10 protein-coding genes and 1 pseudogene are annotated in these 16,261 nt (G+C 52.2%); 7 read left to right on the forward strand and 4 right to left on the reverse strand.

What is annotated here, in order from left to right; all coding sequences use genetic code 11:
* The first annotated feature begins 176 nt into the window (after nt 1–176).
* From KIH86_RS14600 to KIH86_RS14610, 3 genes are all read left to right on the forward strand, one after another.
* The gene (locus tag KIH86_RS14600) at nt 177–1,088 is read left to right on the forward strand and encodes a LacI family DNA-binding transcriptional regulator (protein WP_223085318.1); all 912 of its coding nucleotides are present in this window, start codon (nt 177–179) and stop codon (nt 1,086–1,088) included.
* A gap of 591 nt (nt 1,089–1,679) precedes the next feature.
* Nucleotides 1,680–3,527: a glycoside hydrolase family 13 protein gene (locus KIH86_RS14605; protein WP_223085317.1), complete on the forward strand. Its 1,848-nt coding sequence runs from the start codon at nt 1,680–1,682 to the stop codon at nt 3,525–3,527.
* Between the two features lie 338 nt (nt 3,528–3,865).
* Nucleotides 3,866–8,182, forward strand: a complete 4,317-nt coding sequence (locus tag KIH86_RS14610) for a bifunctional 2',3'-cyclic-nucleotide 2'-phosphodiesterase/3'-nucleotidase (protein WP_223085315.1) — start codon at nt 3,866–3,868, stop codon at nt 8,180–8,182.
* Nucleotides 8,183–8,540: 358 nt separating this feature from the next.
* Here KIH86_RS14610 and KIH86_RS14615 read toward each other — a convergent pair whose 3' ends face one another.
* On the reverse strand, nt 8,541–9,092 hold the full coding sequence (locus KIH86_RS14615; protein WP_223085313.1) for a helix-turn-helix domain-containing protein: 552 nt from the start codon (nt 9,090–9,092) through the stop codon (nt 8,541–8,543).
* A 145-nt stretch (nt 9,093–9,237) separates the two neighbouring features.
* On the opposite strand from KIH86_RS14615, the gene KIH86_RS14620 reads away from it, so the two are divergent.
* From KIH86_RS14620 to KIH86_RS14630, 3 genes are read left to right on the forward strand one after another with little or no spacing between them, the layout of a single operon-like run.
* Nucleotides 9,238–9,642: a DoxX family protein gene (locus KIH86_RS14620; protein ID WP_223085311.1), complete on the forward strand. Its 405-nt coding sequence runs from the start codon at nt 9,238–9,240 to the stop codon at nt 9,640–9,642.
* A complete protein-coding gene (locus tag KIH86_RS14625) occupies nt 9,639–10,307 on the forward strand; it encodes an alpha/beta hydrolase (protein WP_223085310.1) in 669 nt (222 codons plus the stop codon). The genes KIH86_RS14620 and KIH86_RS14625 overlap by 4 nt, the downstream gene beginning before the upstream one ends.
* Before the next feature lie 6 nt (nt 10,308–10,313).
* Nucleotides 10,314–11,093 carry a DODA-type extradiol aromatic ring-opening family dioxygenase gene (locus tag KIH86_RS14630; RefSeq protein WP_223085308.1) on the forward strand — a complete coding sequence of 260 codons (780 nt, stop codon included), beginning with the start codon at nt 10,314–10,316 and terminating at the stop codon, nt 11,091–11,093.
* Nucleotides 11,094–11,329: 236 nt separating this feature from the next.
* On the opposite strand, the gene KIH86_RS29565 is transcribed toward KIH86_RS14630, so the two are convergent.
* Nucleotides 11,330–11,989: a vWA domain-containing protein gene (locus tag KIH86_RS29565; RefSeq protein ID WP_235775430.1), complete on the reverse strand. Its 660-nt coding sequence runs from the start codon at nt 11,987–11,989 to the stop codon at nt 11,330–11,332.
* A 222-nt stretch (nt 11,990–12,211) separates the two neighbouring features.
* Nucleotides 12,212–12,727 (reverse strand): annotated as a pseudogene (locus tag KIH86_RS29570) (TerD family protein); the annotation flags it as partial.
* Nucleotides 12,728–12,857: 130 nt separating this feature from the next.
* Here KIH86_RS29570 and KIH86_RS14640 point away from each other — a divergent pair.
* Nucleotides 12,858–14,192: an exonuclease domain-containing protein gene (locus KIH86_RS14640; protein ID WP_223085299.1), complete on the forward strand. Its 1,335-nt coding sequence runs from the start codon at nt 12,858–12,860 to the stop codon at nt 14,190–14,192.
* Between the two features lie 202 nt (nt 14,193–14,394).
* On the opposite strand, the gene arfA is transcribed toward KIH86_RS14640, so the two are convergent.
* Nucleotides 14,395–15,885 (reverse strand): arabinosylfuranosidase ArfA, encoded by a 1,491-nt coding sequence (gene arfA / locus KIH86_RS14645; RefSeq protein WP_223086056.1) that lies wholly within the window; start codon nt 15,883–15,885, stop codon nt 14,395–14,397.
* Nucleotides 15,886–16,261: the final 376 nt, after the last annotated feature.

Consider the following 16,261-nt stretch of genomic DNA (forward strand, 5'->3'; position numbering starts at 1 on the left):
AGGCGGCAAGCCCTGAATCCTCTATCGGAGCCCAAGCTGAATTGAAACTGAAAAGCGGCTGAAAACTAGCTGAAAGTTATGTAACCAGGGCGGCTACGGAGCTGCCGCATTCGAAGATTGACATGGCCGTCAGAGGCCACTACGATGAATAATAAGTTTCCAACCGGAGGTCCGCCATGAAAGGAAAAAAAGTGACGCTGCAGGATATCGCCAGGGAAGCGCGTGTGTCATCCGCCACGGTGTCCTATGTGCTCAATTACTCGGAGAAAGAGAAGATCAGCCACAAGACCCGCCTGAAGGTGTTCGAAGCCGCCAGGAAGCTGAACTATGTTCCGGATATGACAGCCAAAGCTCTAGCCAACAAAAAAAGCTATCTGATCGGAGTCATTGTCAATCTCGGCGAATTCAATCTGAGGAGCAAGCTCTATCAATATTACGAGCAAATTGACGCGCTCCAAAGCCGGCTTCACCAGCTCGGATACGATGTCGTTCTGCTCTCAACGCAAAATCTGACTGAGGATATCCAGATCAGTCAGCGCCGGTCGCTGGACGCCGCGTTTATCATCGATATGGATACGGTGACGCTGGCAGGTATGGTCAATCGATTTTACATACCGCTGATCTTTATTGACGGGTATTTGGGAGATCCGTTGTTTCATGAGGTGCTTGTTGACTACGAATCCGTCTTTGCGGCGGAAGTTGTGCCGGGAAATACGTATGTAGCCATAGAGGAATATTCCAGCGATTATGTGTACAAATGCGCGAGCAAATATTGTCCGGAGGAATGGATCTTCGTTAACCGGAAGGGCGCCTCGCTTCGGGATTTCCTTGCTTCCAAGCATGGCATGAAGGGAGTGGTGGTCGGAGAAGTGCTCGGTCTGCAGACGGAAAGTCTGACAGGCGGGCCGCTTGCCGTCGTTGTCGGTGACGGAGAATGCACTCTGCTCCGGCCCGAGACCCGGAAGATCGTGGTCGATCAGGCGCAAAAAGCCGATATAGCGATTCATGTTCTCCGCAGTCTGCTGTCTCTCGATAACTCAGGGGACCCTCCCAAGAGTGTGTATGTCACTCCGCAAGCCTTGGGATGATTCTCATGTCCTATAGATCCGGTATGGTCTTCTCTCATTCAGGGGGAGAACATGCTTTTTTGTATGTAATTCCAAAAAAAATTTTGGCTTGTCTGCGTGCCTTTACTTCAGCTTAACGAATGGAAGTGCAAAGACTCCAACCGGCTGTGCCGCTTAAGGCGGCGATCGACCGCTTGCAGCTTAACGAAATTTCTCACTTCGGGGGCCGCCGCCAAAACCTTGCAGCCAAGGCGGTTTTGACCCTTTTTTAGTGATTGACAACCGGATTTTCGAGATTTACACTAAGGTCACTTAAGCGCATAAGTGAAGATTTTACCGACTGTTTTCAGATAGTCAGAAGTCCGGTTGCAGACAGGAAACCCGCAGGCAGGAGCTCAGCATTTGGATATGCCGGATTGGGAGAGATGAGAGCTTCCGGAAGCTGTTCACCGTCCCGTTCTGGCCGCATCCCTGCCCGAAGGAGTGCTCATTTGTCTGGCTGTATACAAGAGCGCTCGTCACAAGTCCCTAAGTCACATGCCGGTGTTTGAGAATCTGGTGAACGGGTAATTCAGCCCGGTTAACAAGTAACAGAAGAGAAGGAGTGGAATTATGGATTTATCAGCTGTCATTCACGAACCCAAAAGTGCCCTTTCCTACATGTTCGACGCAAATACGCTTCATCTGCGGATCAAGACGAAGAAGAATGATGTGAAGTCCGTAACGCTGCTTGCGGCCGATCCCTTTAACTGGCGGCCAACCGTCGATAACCCGGAGATATACGAATTCGCGCTCGAGACGATGGCGCGGATTCCGATGATTAAAGAGGCGGAGACCCGTTATCACGACTGCTGGTTTGCGGAATTGACCGGATCTTCATGGAAAAGAGTCAAATACGGATTTGTGCTGGACGACGGGAACCGGCAAATTTTTGCCGGATGCCATGATTTTCTCGAGCTTCCGGAGGAATGGACACCGCCTGCCGATCACTCGAATTATTACAATTACCCCTATCTTCTTGAGGAAGATCTGTACCGAGCGCCGGCTTGGGTGAAGGATACGATCTGGTACCAGATTTTTCCCGACCGGTTTAGCAGGGGAGCCGGCAGAGCGGCAGAGGACGCGCTTCCATGGGGAAGCGTAGAGCGTGACGGCAACGATATCAAATTCGGAGGCAATATTCAGGGCATTATCGACAAACTGGATTATATCCGGGATTTGGGCTGCGGGGGCATTTATTTCACACCTCTATTCGCATCCCCCAGCTCGCATAAATACGATACCCGGGACTATTTCAGCATTGATCCGGATTTCGGAGACAACGCTCTGTTCGGTAACCTCGTCGACGAGGCTCACAAAAGGGGCATAAAGGTTATGCTGGATGCGGTGTTCAATCACTGCGGCTATGAGCATCCGTTCTGGCAGGATGTGCTGAAACGGGGGCAGGAGTCTCCGTATTACGATTATTTCTACATCCTGGACCCGAATAAGCCGGTAGAGCCCGACCTCTCATCGCGCGGGTACTTAGGAGAGCATCTGAACTACCTGACCTTCGGTTATACGGAGAATATGCCTAAATGGAATACAGGCAATCCGGGGGCGAGAGAATATTTGCTGAGCGTCGCGGAGTTCTGGGCGAAACACTATAAAATCGACGGCTGGCGGCTCGATGTATCCAACGAAGTCTCTCATGAATTCTGGCGGGAATTCCGGAAGCGGATCAAGGGAGTTGATCCCGAAATTTACATTCTGGGCGAGAATTGGCTGAACTCCAATCCATGGCTGTTGGGCGATCAGTTCGATGCGGTGATGAATTATGAGTTCTCTTCGCCGGTCATCAGGTTCTTCGGAACACAGCACAAGAATCAGGAGCAATACAGTGCTACGGATTTCACGGCCGCCGTCAATGAGCTGCTTGTCAGCTATCCCAAGAATGTGACGACGACTTTGTTCAATCTGCTTGACAGCCATGATACAGCCCGGATTCTTTCACTATGCGGCGAGAATGCGGATTTGGTGAAGCTGGCATATGTGTTCCTGCTGACCTATCCCGGGTCTCCAAGCATATATTATGGCGGCGAACTGGGACTTTCGGGCGATGAGCATCATAACCGGCAGTGTATGCCATGGGAGCCGAAGCTGCAGAACAAAGACCTTTACCAAGTCGTGCATAAGCTGATCGCGCTGAGAAAGCAATTTCCGGCGTTCAGAACGGCCGATTGGCACTGGCTTGCGGCTGATGATTCCACCGGCACATTGATCTACCGGAAACGGGCGGAAGGCGATACGCTATATGTCCTGATTCACAACTCGCCGGAAGCTAAGGAAGTTCCGCTGCCTGCGGAATTCCGGGGACAGAGCTTCATCGATCTGATTAGCGGGCAGCCCTGCGAGGACTTGCCGGCTGTCCACATGCCAGCTTATTCGTTCCTGCTGTTGCACAGCCAAGAAACCAAATAGCTTCAAGTCTTAAACGGAGCCGCTGAAGTCGGCTCCGTTTGTTTGTCTGTATCGATTTTAGGATCGGTGCAACAAAAAAATGGAATTAAAAATATAAAAAGTAAATATAGTACAAATATTTTAATATATAGGATGTTAGAAATGTTACGCTAACTTCAAATTGATGTAAAAATAATGTTAAAAAAGACCTCGATTTAACCTATTACTTAACTTATCGTGTGAAGTTTATTACATACTTTACGTTTGCTTTATGATTTTCTGCTAGATTCTATAAAATTTATATGCTACAATCTCCCCCGAGTGGAAATAATAGAATAATAGAGGAGGATCACTTATTCATGGGAGATCTGCGTTGGAACAAGCGAGTGGCTTCCGTATTGGCCGGAGCTGTGTTCACGGCCCAAATACTGGGGGGAGCTGCGCTAGGTTCACTTTGGGGTACGGAGAAGGCGGATGCCGCCGGTGCTGGGGCCTCTTCACTGCCTAAAATTGACCTTAGGTTAATGAGCACGACGGACGTGCATACCAACGTCTACGGCTGGGACTACTTCAAGGATGCTCCGTCTGCAACGGTCGGGCTTTCCCGAACCTACACATTGGTGAAGGCAGCTCGGGCGGAGCAGCAAAATAACCTGCTGCTCGATAACGGAGACTTGATTCAGGGTACGCCGCTGGGTACATATGAAGCAAAGATCAATCCGTTGACGGCTCCTGAAAATGCCGGAAAGGCTCACCCGATGATCGCCGCCCTCAATACGATGGGCTATGATGCGGCAACTTTCGGAAATCATGAATTCAATTACGGTCTGGATTTCCTGGATCGCACGATCAAGGGAGACGAACAGCCTGGAACCAAGGCCAATTTCCCGTATATCAACGCCAATATTTACAACGTAGATGGAAGCGGAAATCCGACAACGAACAAATACGAGCCTTTTGTCATTCTGGACAAGCAAGTGAAGGACAGCAATGGCAACGATGTCACACTTCATGTCGGCCTGCTCGGTCTTGTAACGCCGCAGATCATGGATTGGGACAAGGCGAACCTCGAAGGTAAGGTTACAACTGCAGATATTGCGGCAACCGCTGAGAAGTTCGTTCCGGAAATGAAGGCGCGTGGAGCCGATGTAATTGTCGCCATGGCTCACTCGGGCTTTGACTCCGCGGCGTCTATCGGAGACGGCTCCGAGAATGACATTAACGCGCTGAGCCAGGTGCCAGGCATCGACGCCATCACATTCTCGCATACGCACAAGGCGTTCCCGACGAACGGCGACAACACGGCGCTGGATGCTTCCTTCAAGGACCCGTCCACCAAGCAGCCTTATTCTTACATCGATAATGTGAACGGCCATATCCACGATGTTCCGGCTGTACAAGCCGGCTTCGGCGGCGGTTATCTCGGCCTGATCGATCTTGTGATCACTCAGGACGGAAGCGGCAAATGGACAGTGGACAAGGGTGCTTCCAAAGCATCGACCCGCTCGGCCAAGGATGTTGCGGAAGATCCGGCTGTTCTGAATGCGGTGGGCGGCGATCATGAGGCTACCCGCGATTATACCGGAACTCCGCTTGGCACCACACTGGCGCCGATGAACAGCTATTTTGCGCTCGTTCAGGATGACCCGACCGTTCAGATCGTAACTTACGCGCAGAAGCGCTATGTCGAGAATCTGATCAACACCGACGGAAACCTGTCCCAGTACAAGGGCTTGCCGATTCTCAGTGTAGGCGCTCCGTTCAAAGCGGGACGCAACGGCCCGGACGAGTATACAAGCATTGATGCCGGTCCGCTGACGATCCGCAGTGCGAGTGATCTGTATCTGTATGACAATACGCTTAAGGCAATTGTAGTCAAAGGTTCGGTCGTCAAGGAATGGCTGGAAATGAGCGCAGGTGCTTTTAACCAAATCAAGACCCGCATTACTACACCGCAGTCTTTGCTCAATTCCAAGTTCGCTGTCTATAACTTTGACGTTATCGATGGCATTCAGTACAAAATCGACGTGACCAAGAATGCGAAATACAAACCAGACGGTACGATCAACGACCCAACCTCCAGCCGGGTGGTCGATGTAACCTATAACAATGAACCGCTCAATCTGAATCAGGACTTCGTCGTTGTGACGAACAACTATCGTGCAAGCGGCGGCGGCAACTTCCCGGGTGTCAAGGGATCGAAGATGATCATCGACTCCCAGATGGAGAACCGTCAGGTTCTGATGGATTACATCACCGAAGCCGGAACGATTGATCCGACTGCGGATGGCAACTGGTCTATCGCTCCGATCAAGAGCAATGTGAATGTAACCTTTACGTCTTCGCCTCTGGCGGCTGCAAGTCTTCCGTCCTACATGTCCTCCACCGGACAAAAGGATGAGAGAGGGTTCAGCATTTATAATCTGAATCTGAATGAAGCGCAACCTGCGCCGACCCAGGATGTAGAAGTTCACCTGATCGGTATTAACGACTTCCACGGCCAGCTGGACACGACATCTATTGTCAGCGGCAAGTCTGTAGGCACAGCCGCTATTCTGGCGACCTATCTGAAGCAGGCTCAAGCGAAGTATGAGCACTCGCTGCTGTTCCACAACGGCGACTCGGTAGGAGCCTCTGCTCCGGTATCTTCTCTGGAGCGCGATGAACCGACGATCAAGTGGATGAACATGATGGGCTTTGATGTCGGTTCCCTCGGCAACCATGAGTTCGACCAAGGTGTGGACGCATTGAAATCCCAGCTGTACGGCGGTAAAGATCCGAAGAATGAGAGCATCGTTCACGCCGGTACGGATTTCGATTACGTGAATGCCAACACGATTGACAATGTAACAGGCAAGCCGATCATCAATCCTTATGTCATTAAGGAAATCGGAGGCGTTAAGATCGGATTTATCGGTCTGGTTACCAAAGCGACGCCAAGCAAGGTTTCTCCTGCAGGCACAGCAGGCGTACACTTCCTGTCTCCTGAGGAAGAAGCGCAGGCTGTAGAGAAATATGCAGCCGAGCTGCAGAGCAAGGGTGTACAGACAATCATCGTTCTGGCCCATGATCCGGCAACGACCAAGGATGGTCTGACGACTGGTGAAGCTGCCGATCTGGCCAATGCGCTTCCGGCGAATTCTCCGGTAGACGTTATCGTGGCCGGCGACAACCACGCTCTTGCCAACGGCACCGTGAACGGCAAGCTGATTGTCCAGGCATATTCCTACGGAACGGCGTTTGAAGACATCAAGCTGGTCATCGACCACACAACGGGCGATGTGAAAGATAAGTCCGCTACCGTTACAACGACATTCCAGCAGGGAGTAACTCCTGATGCCGCTACCGCAGCGCTGGTCAATGAATATCTGAACAAGCATCCGGAGCTGACCCGCCCGGTTGGTACAACGGACGGAAGCATTACCCGTACGGATGCATACAACAATGAATCGGCTCTGGGCAACCTGATCGCCGATGCAATGCGCGACGCAGCCTTTGGCGACAACAAAGGACCGGCTGACTTCGCCTTCATGAATCCGGGCGGCATCCGCGCCGATCTTCCGGCCGGCAATGTTTCCTTCGGCGACCTGGCCAAGATTCAGCCATTCGGCAATACGCTGGTGAAGCTGACGCTGACCGGTGCACAGATCAAGACGCTGCTGAAACAGCAATGGGCTGTGAAGGCTGATGGTACAGCTGACACCAAGACACTGCAAATTTCGGGCCTCAAATACACGGCCAATATGTACCTGCCGGTTGAGAGCCGGATTGCATCTCTGACAAAAGCCGATGGCACACCAATCCAGGATACTCAGAAGTACACGGCAGTCGTCAACAACTTCATGGCGGCAGGCGGAGACAACTACAAGGTACTGACAGAAGCATCCGACTCTCTGGCTGGTCCGATCGATCTGGACGTATTCTACGATTACATCGTCAAGAAGTTCAATGGCGGCCAAATTACCGCTTCTGTTGAAGGACGTATTACCAACGTAACGACTCCAGGCTCCGGATCAGGTTCGGGTTCGACAGCAACACCGAAGCCGAGCGCGTCCGCTTCACCGACGCCAACTCCGTCCGCAACCCCTGCACCAAGTGCAACTCCGGCTCCGACTGCTTCCGCAGCTCCGAAGTTCACGGACTTGGGCAAGGTAGCATGGGCTCAGGAAGCGATTCAATCGCTAACGGACAAGGGTATTCTTAAAGGCATGGGCGACGGCACCTTCGCTCCGCAGAAGACTGTAACCCGTGCGGAATTTGTTACGATGCTCGTTCGTGCATTGAATCTGCCTGAAGCAGCCGGCAGCAACAGCTTCACCGATGTCAAGAGCAATGCCTGGTATACGGATTCGATCGCCAGAGCATATAAGGCGGGCATCGTATCAGGCTCCGGCGGCGGCAAATTCGAACCGGGACGCCAGGTAACCCGGGAAGAAATGGCGACTATGATCTACAACGCGCTTAAATCGCAGCTGCAGCCGATCGACCAGAACTCTGCTCTGAAGTCGTTCTCCGACAGCTCCAAGATTGCATCCTACGCGAAGCTCCCTGTCGCACAGCTGACTCAGCTGGGCATCATCAAGGGTGTAGATGCATCGAAGTTCGCGCCGAAGGAACTCGCTAACCGTGCCCAGGCGGCGGTAATTATCTACCGCATGCTTGGCCAGGCTTCATAAGCTGCCCCACAGTAACATTAACACCCCGCTATCTTCGGATGGCGGGGTGTTTTTTTGATGCAAGGACTTTGGACGCCAGAGCCCTTATTTCGGGAATAACAGGCATTTATCAAAGTTACGGACCTAGAGCTTTTGTAGATTGATTTGCTGAGAGCAGGAATAATTGCTTATTTAAGCGATCACTAGGGCTGTGAGCGGCGGAATATCAGAGCTGTATCGGCAGATTACCAGAGCTGTATGTCGCAGATCACTAAGACTGCAAGGCGCAGATTATCAGCAGGTTAACGGGCTGCAAGCCGAGGAGCAAACCGCCCGATAGCCGGGCGGCGCTGATTTTATTCAAGAAAAACCGGCAATCCTAATTCATGCTCCAGTCTTCCTGACGCTCCATGTAGACGGTAATTAAAATAACGGCAGTCTCGTCTCCGATGTTCTGTACCCGGTGAGGTGTGCAGGCATTCCAGCTAAAAGAATCTCCTTCCCTCAGCTCGGCAATGTCTTCGCCTTGCTCGGCCAGGACCGTGCCCGACAGAACGAGATGCGTCTCCTGGCCTTCATGAGCATGGGGGATTTCACCGGTTGAGGAACCTGGCGGAATCTCCACAAGCATCATCCGCATGTTCTGGGTCTGGCCCAGATGGGAGACCTTCAGACGGTCGGGCCCGCTTGTCGTCTGCTGGCGCTCCGAGGCTCTGACAATGTGCATCCGCTCCTCCTTGCGGAGCAGGAGGTAGGGCAGGGGCACCTTTAGCGCCTGGGCGATGCTCTCCAGCGTGCTGATGGACGGGGAGGTCTTGTTGGTCTCAACCTGGCTCATGAAGCCTTGCGACAAGCCGGTCTGCTCGCAAATTTGGGCAATGGTAATATTTTTTCGCTTGCGGATGGATCGTATGGTTGAACCGATATCCATGGGGGATCACCTCAAATGAAAATATTAGCGATAGTAATTATATATTCATAATAACAAATTTGTTATTGACAGACCAGCATGTATTGATTAAATTTGTAATATAAAAATTAATTACACATTACTAATATTTTGGAGGGGTTATAGAATGAAGCCTACTGTTACGATTATCATGCGTGTTGCATTGGGGATTCTGTTCCTGGCGCACGGAATCAACAAGCTGCAGATGGGACTAGATAGCGTGTCGGGATGGTTCTCAGGGCTAGGGCTTCCCGGCTTCATGGCTTATGTGGTAACGGGCATCGAGCTTGTCGGCGGGGCGCTGCTTATCGTTGGATTGTTCACCCGTTATGTGTCGGTATTGTTTATCGCCGTGCTTATTGGCGCCATCGTCACAGCCAAGCTTCCTGCCGGCCTTCTCGGCAACGGACAATCCGCCGGGTATGAGCTGGACATCGCTTTTATCCTGATCGCCCTGTATCTGGCCGCGGCCGGACAGACGGGGATGTCGCTGGACCGTGCGCTTTTTAATAAAGGAGGCCAAGGCCGATGAAGGATTATCCTTATACAGTTGTTCTGCCCGACAATTACAATGAGGATTCACGCTATCCGGCAGTGTTCGCACTTCATGGAAAAGGCTCGAATGAGCGCGATCTGCTTGAACTGCTGAAGCCTCTTGGCACCAAATTCATTCTGTTCGGCATCCGGGGGGACCGGGAGATGGGGCCGGGCTTCCAATATTATGAGTTGAAAAGTTTGGGGAATCCCGTACGTGAGCAGTTTGACGAAGCGGCGGCCGGACTGGAGGCCTTTATTGAAGAGGCATCGGCGCAATATGCGGTCGATCCGGCAAGACGTTATGTAGTCGGGTTCAGCCAGGGTGCGATTCTCGCATCTTCACTCGCGCTGACGATGGGGGATCGGCTCAAGGGCATTGCGGCGCTGAACGGTTACGTGCCCGATTTCGTCAAGAACGAGTACCCGGTCCGCAGTGTGGAGAAGCTGTCCATTTTCATCTCGCACGGGGAGTTTGATCCCGTCTTTCCGGTAAGGATCGGTTACGAGACCGCGGATTTCTTCAAGTCGAGGAACGATCAAGTGATCTTCCGCATCTATCCTTCCGGGCATACCGTCACCGGAGAGAACCAGGCAGAAGTGCTGCGGTTCCTGGAGCAGGACGCTTTTTCCGATTCGCATACTAATTTTAATGAGGAGTGAAACGCTATGATGCCATCCTTTTTCTTCGCCCATGGGGCTCCGTCGCTTGTTATAGAGGATCATGAATACACCGAATTTCTGAAAAAGTTTGCGTCCACGCTGCCGCGGAAGCCGAAGGCGATCGTTATTTTTTCCGCCCATTGGGAGGACCGGGTTCAACAGGTGAGCCAGGTTAGTGAACATGGAACGATTTATGATTTCTACGGCTTCCCGGATGAGATGTACCAAATGAAATATCCGGCTCCGGGAGATGCCTCGCTGAGCGCTCAGGTTTTGTCGCTGTTGAACGGCGCGGGCATTCCAAGCGTTCCCGACACGTCCCGTGGACTGGATCATGGCTCATGGGCAGTGCTTAAGCTGATTTATCCGGATGCGGATATTCCGGTCGTCGCCCTGTCGGTTAACCGCTACCTGAGCAATAAGGAGCAGTACGAGATCGGCAAGGCGCTGGGCGAGCTTCGCGAGCAGGATGTTCTCATCATTGGCAGCGGCGGCATTGTCCACAATCTTCGCCAGATTTCTTGGGGCGCCGGACCGGAGTCGGTCGATTCCTGGGCATTGGAGTTTGATACGTGGATTCAATCGCGGCTGGAGGATTGGAATTTGGAGGAGCTGCTGCAGTATCGGGAGCTTGCCCCGCATGCCGAACGCGCCGTACCTACCAGCGAGCATTTCATTCCGCTGCTGCTGGCAATGGGGAGCGGGGATTCCGTCCACAGCGCCGAGCTGCTGCATCGAAGCTACCAGTGGGGAAGCCTCAGCTTGACGGCGTGGAAGTTCAACTAAGGGTAGAGCATAGCCGGTCCGCCGATTTCCCGGGCAATACGCATCCATCTGTGGAAACTTCACTGAAGGACCAAGAGGAATGTGACGGACAGGGCAGGACAGGACGTATTGTACAGGCGGAACTTATGCGTTAACCGGATAGACAGATTAAGCCCCGATGACCGGATGGTCATCGGGGCTTTCGCCAAATGAAAAGATTGGTAAAGTACGCCGCCAACCGACATCCTCAACTTTTGTTACGGTATAATCCGTTTCGCTTTCGCTGCCCGGAGCCAGAGGGGGAATTCATTGAGCAGCCGTTCATACAGCTCTTCATCGGAGATGCGCTCGATATCGTTCAACTGAATAAAGTTGGCATTGTCAACCAGTCTGCCTTCCAGCGTATCCAACTGCTTCAGCACCTTGAAATCGGACTTGCCGATGCCGACAAACTGCCAGAAGATCGGTTCTCCGGAAGCCGCATGAATGGCCTTCTTGGTCTTGAGAACAACACCACCGTCGTTGATAAAAATAAGGAACACCGGGGTCTCATCTTGCTCTTCTTTGGTGTACTTGCGGATCACGTCTTCTATAACCGGGGGCTCGTTGTTCGCGCCGAACTTGTGGATTTCCCGATTGTTGAGAATATGCGTGAATACATAGCGCCCGAAATCCCGTTCCGTGACGGACGGCAGGCGGCTGAATTCATTATCGTACACCCATACATCGAGCGAACCATTATCATCAAATTTTGCGGCAACCGCCAGCACCCGCTCTACAACCTCCTGGACAGTCCCATTGTTATAAAGTCTCTGCATGGAGCCGCTGATATCCAGCACAATGCCTACTCTTGCGCGCACGCCTGTCAGCTTTTTCTTCTCTAGCGTGATCTGTACCAGCTTCTTGCGCAAATCAATCCCGGATGAAACCGGAGCCGTAGGAGCAGTCGTAGGAGCAGTCGTAGGAGGAGGTGTCGGATTAGGTGTTGGTGTTGGAGTTGGTGCCGGAGCGGATGTCGGAGCAGGTACGAGAGCTTGCGTCGGAGCCTCAGGTGCAGGGGCGGCCTCAGAGATTGCCTCCGCAGCGGCGGCAGACTCGGTATCCCCGGAGTCCTCTACCTCCAGCCCATAATGAGTGCACAATGCGGCAAGTCCACCATTAAATCCGCTGCCCACTGCATGAAGCTTCCATTCGCCGTTGTACCGGTAGAGCTCCGCTGCCACTATAGCGGTTTCGTCAGACAAGTCCGCGCCGTAATGGAACTGGCCGAGTTCTTCGCCACTTCCTTCATCCACGATTCGAAGATAGGCGTCTTTCACCTGCTTCATCGTATGTCCCTGCTTGTCCCCTTCGTAGATTGTCATCGTCAAAGCGATGCGGGTAATCTCCTGCGGCAGCCGGTTAAGCGAAATGCTGATTTTTTCCCTGTCGGGCGGGCTTAATGGGGTATGAGTTACAGCACCGTTTACAGACTGCGGGTTTCCGTAGAAAATAAAATCCTCGTCCCGCTCACAGCGATTCCGCTCTGACAGCAAAAAAGCGGCGGCGTCAATCCCGATCCCCGCTATCTCGGCTGTCCATCCAAAATTCAAAGAAAGGCCCGATAGGTTTCGTCCTTTCGTAATATCTGTTTTTTGTCCTTTGATCAACTGCACGCAATCCTCTCCTTGGTTTAATCGGTTAGTTAAGGAATAGCATGCTTTACTTTCTTTGTAAATAGCTGGATTGTCTTTGTCCGCCCGCTGTCATAAACTGAAGCTATACTTGACTGACAAGGGGATACATATGAATTTTACGGCTATCGATTTTGAAACCGCCAATGCGGGCCGATCCAGCGCTTGTGCACTGGGACTCGTACAGGTCAAGGAAGGACAAATCATTGCTGAGCATAATTGGCTGATCGATCCTCAAAGCCCTTTCGACGGCAGAAATATCGCCATACATGGGATTACTCCTTCAATGGTGCGCGGCAAACCTACCTTTGGCGAGCTTTGGCCCACTCTGGAACCCTTGCTGCAAGGGCAAATTGTAGTGGCTCATAATGCTTCCTTCGACATGAGCGTAATCCGTTACTGTCTGGATGAGGCTGGGACAGCCTATCCGTCCTTTCAATACCTGTGCACCTATCTATTAGGCAAAAAAATGCTTAAGGAATTGACTTCCCATAGGCTTGATGCGATTTCCAGGCATTTCGGGATTTCCTTGAAGCATCATGACGCTCTTGATGACGCCAGAGCCGCCGCCGGCATTTTGCTCAAGCTGATGGAGCGGGAAGGACATGCCGATGCGATTTCCTTATGCAGCAGTCAAGGGTATTCGGCCGGGAACTTGTATCCCGGGGGTTATACCCCTTTTTCCACCCAAATTCAGAAAAACTCCAAGAAACGCTCAGGCAAAGAAGAGAATAAGCAAGCGGCAGAGAGCCAGCGGGTCGTTACTCCTAATGCTGGAAATAGGCTGGCAAAAGGTGTTCAGCCAACGATTTCAGCGAATTCAGCGACCCATCATTCCGGTTTGGAATTGATCAAGGGGCAGCGTATAGGGCTCAACCGGGAGCATCGGCTTTTCAGGATGCTAGTTGAAATGAACGGAGAGATGAGCAGCGGTGGCGTGAACATGGATGGAGCCGCGTTCCTGTTAAACAAGGATGGCTGCTGTCTGCCGGATGATGGCTTCATCTGCCATGGCCGTCGAACTAACGGGGATTATTCGGTCTTGTCCTACAAGCCGCAGCCGGACAAGTCTCATCTCATAGTCGATTTCGCTCGGCTTCCGAATGAAATTGACCGGATCGTCTTGGCGTTGATTCCGTCTGATGAAGGGGCGTTGGCTCCAATGGAGTGGAGTGTGAAGACTAGCGTCACTTTGATTGATGCCGATTCAGGGGCGTTGTTGGTCCGGTTCCCATTCGAGGCTGTATACGGTAGAGGAAGTGCGGTTGTAGCCGGAGAACTGTACAGGTATCGGTCGGAATGGAAGTTCAATCCGGTAGGGGCCAGGTATCCGGGAGGAATGGAGGCGCTGTGCAAAAGCTACGGCTTTGAATTTGCCCCAGGGGATGCCGAAACCGCCGCAGCCGCCGAAAATGTCGGCTATCTGGAAGGGCCGGAGAACAAATAAATAGATTGGGTAGAGTGTCTGGCGCTTTGAGCGCTGGGCATTTTTTTTATAAGGTGATCACACAGAAGAAGCCCCAAGTCTATATAGACCGGGGCTATTCGCAGCTATTCAGCGCTATCCGCTAATCTGACACTGATAGGACAAGATGACAAGACAGGATCGCAAACGTAAAATGACTTTCGTTTACTTTGTCCTCGAGCGTTTATCCTTGCAGCTTCAACCGGATAACATTCCATGACGCCTTCGGTAAAATGCTCTTGAAGGCTGCTTCTTCCTTGAAGGTCTGGCCGCCGGTGCGAGGGGTGATGCGGTTCGGCTCTTCCTTGCTGTTAACTGCCTTCAAATCGTGGTGCTCCATCACGATATGCTCGACCAGCTCGACGGCTCCGAAGCTGCGGAGGTCCAGCGTGAGATCCATCGTCTCGGACAAGTGCCGGTTGACCGCAAAGACGGTAATCTCGCCAGTTTCTTCCTTATAAATGCAGACCGATTCGAGATAAGGAACGTCAGTGAAGTCCTTGGAATCGTATTTTGGCGATTTGATCATGGGATGCAGCACGGTTCCTCTTCCGTACATCGAGGCATGGAGATACGGATAGTAGGTCGTATGGAGCCACATTCCGCCGCCTTTCTCCGTGGTGATCGGAGCGATCACATTAACCAGCTGTGCGAGGCAGGCCATCCGGACCCGGTCGGCATGCTTCAGCATCGTAATCAGGCAGCAGCCGACCACGAGCGCATCTTCCATGTTATAGACATCTTCGCATTCCGGCGGAGCGATCTGCCAGCGGGTTTCAGCCAGGCTGGTCCCTTGCGTCTTCCACACATTCCATTCATCGAGGGAGAGGTGGATTTTCTTGCGGCTCTTTTTCTTGGCTTGAATATAATCGCAGATGGCGGCGACGCTGCCGATAAAATGATCCAGGTTTAGCGAGCGGGCCAGGAAATTCGGCGTATTGTCTTCATGATTGTTATAGTACATGTGCAGGGAGAGGAAATCGACGTTCTCATAACACAAATCCAGAACGGTCGCCTCCCACTCGGCAAAGGTTGACATGTCGCTGCCGGAGCTGCCGCAGGCAACCAGTTCGAGCGACGGGTCCACCCATTTCATGACTTTGGCCGTTTCATTGGCAAGTCTGCCGTACTCGGTTGCCGTTTTGGCCCCGATCTGCCAGGGGCCGTCCATTTCGTTGCCGAGGCACCAGGTCTTGAACCGGTGAGGCTCGCGGTAGCCGTGAGAGATCCGCAGATCGCTCCAGTAAGTGCCGGAGGGGTGATTGCAGTATTCCACCAGGTTTCGGGCGGCATCGATGCCGCGTGTGCCAAGGTTGACGGCCATCATGACTTCGCTGCCCGCCATTTTTGCCCATTCAGCGAATTCATTCGTTCCGATCTCATTGGTCTCCGTGGTCCACCAGGCCAACTCCAGCCGGCGCTTGCGGGATTCGACCGGGCCGACTCCGTCCTCCCAGTTGTAGCCGGATACGAAGTTGCCTCCAGGATACCGGATGATCGGCACATTTAGGTCGCGGACTGCCTTGAGAACATCGAGTCGGAAACCGTTCTCATCGGCGTTGGGATGGCCCGGCTCATAAATTCCCCCATACACTGCTCTTCCCAAATGCTCGATGAATGATCCGTAAATCCGTTTGTCTACCTCGGCCAATACAAAATCCTTATCTGCAATCATGGATGCTCGAATGGTCAATGTAATTCCTCCCTGTTGTGCATTTAGCTATTTGGTTAATTCATACGCAGCTGCTTATATTCATAATCTTAATTTTCGCCAGGTGGATAGACAAGAACAATGTTCAGGATTAATATAATTCGTAATTCTAGTGTGCCTTCCCGAGGAAAGCAGAAGGAATAGTCGGTTTCTGCGAATAACGCCAATTTGATGGACAAGCTAAAAATGCGCTAGGCGCACGGTGCCTTCCCGAGGAAAGCAGAAGGAATAGACGGTTGCTGCGAATAACGCCTATTGGTGGACAAATTGAAAATACGCTAGGCGCACAAGTACGCCTTCACTTTTCCCACCAGAACAAGCGGATATTCAGTTTAGGAGG

The sequence above is a fragment of the Paenibacillus sinensis genome (assembly GCF_019904155.1).
Classification (GTDB): Bacteria; Bacillota; Bacilli; order Paenibacillales; family Paenibacillaceae; genus Paenibacillus_AQ; species Paenibacillus_AQ sinensis.

Bases quoted from the DNA above. Each gene is read 5' to 3' on its own strand.
- KIH86_RS14600 (WP_223085318.1), top strand. From the start codon at position 177: ATGAAAGGAAAAAAAGTGACGCTGCAGGATATCGCCAGGGAAGCGCGT.
- KIH86_RS14605 (WP_223085317.1), top strand. From the start codon at position 1,680: ATGGATTTATCAGCTGTCATTCACGAACCCAAAAGTGCCCTTTCCTAC.
- KIH86_RS14610 (WP_223085315.1), top strand. From the start codon at position 3,866: ATGGGAGATCTGCGTTGGAACAAGCGAGTGGCTTCCGTATTGGCCGGA.
- KIH86_RS14615 (WP_223085313.1), bottom strand. From the start codon at position 9,092: ATGGATATCGGTTCAACCATACGATCCATCCGCAAGCGAAAAAATATT.
- KIH86_RS14620 (WP_223085311.1), top strand. From the start codon at position 9,238: ATGAAGCCTACTGTTACGATTATCATGCGTGTTGCATTGGGGATTCTG.
- KIH86_RS14625 (WP_223085310.1), top strand. From the start codon at position 9,639: ATGAAGGATTATCCTTATACAGTTGTTCTGCCCGACAATTACAATGAG.
- KIH86_RS14630 (WP_223085308.1), top strand. From the start codon at position 10,314: ATGATGCCATCCTTTTTCTTCGCCCATGGGGCTCCGTCGCTTGTTATA.
- KIH86_RS14640 (WP_223085299.1), top strand. From the start codon at position 12,858: ATGAATTTTACGGCTATCGATTTTGAAACCGCCAATGCGGGCCGATCC.
- arfA (WP_223086056.1), bottom strand. From the start codon at position 15,885: ATGATTGCAGATAAGGATTTTGTATTGGCCGAGGTAGACAAACGGATT.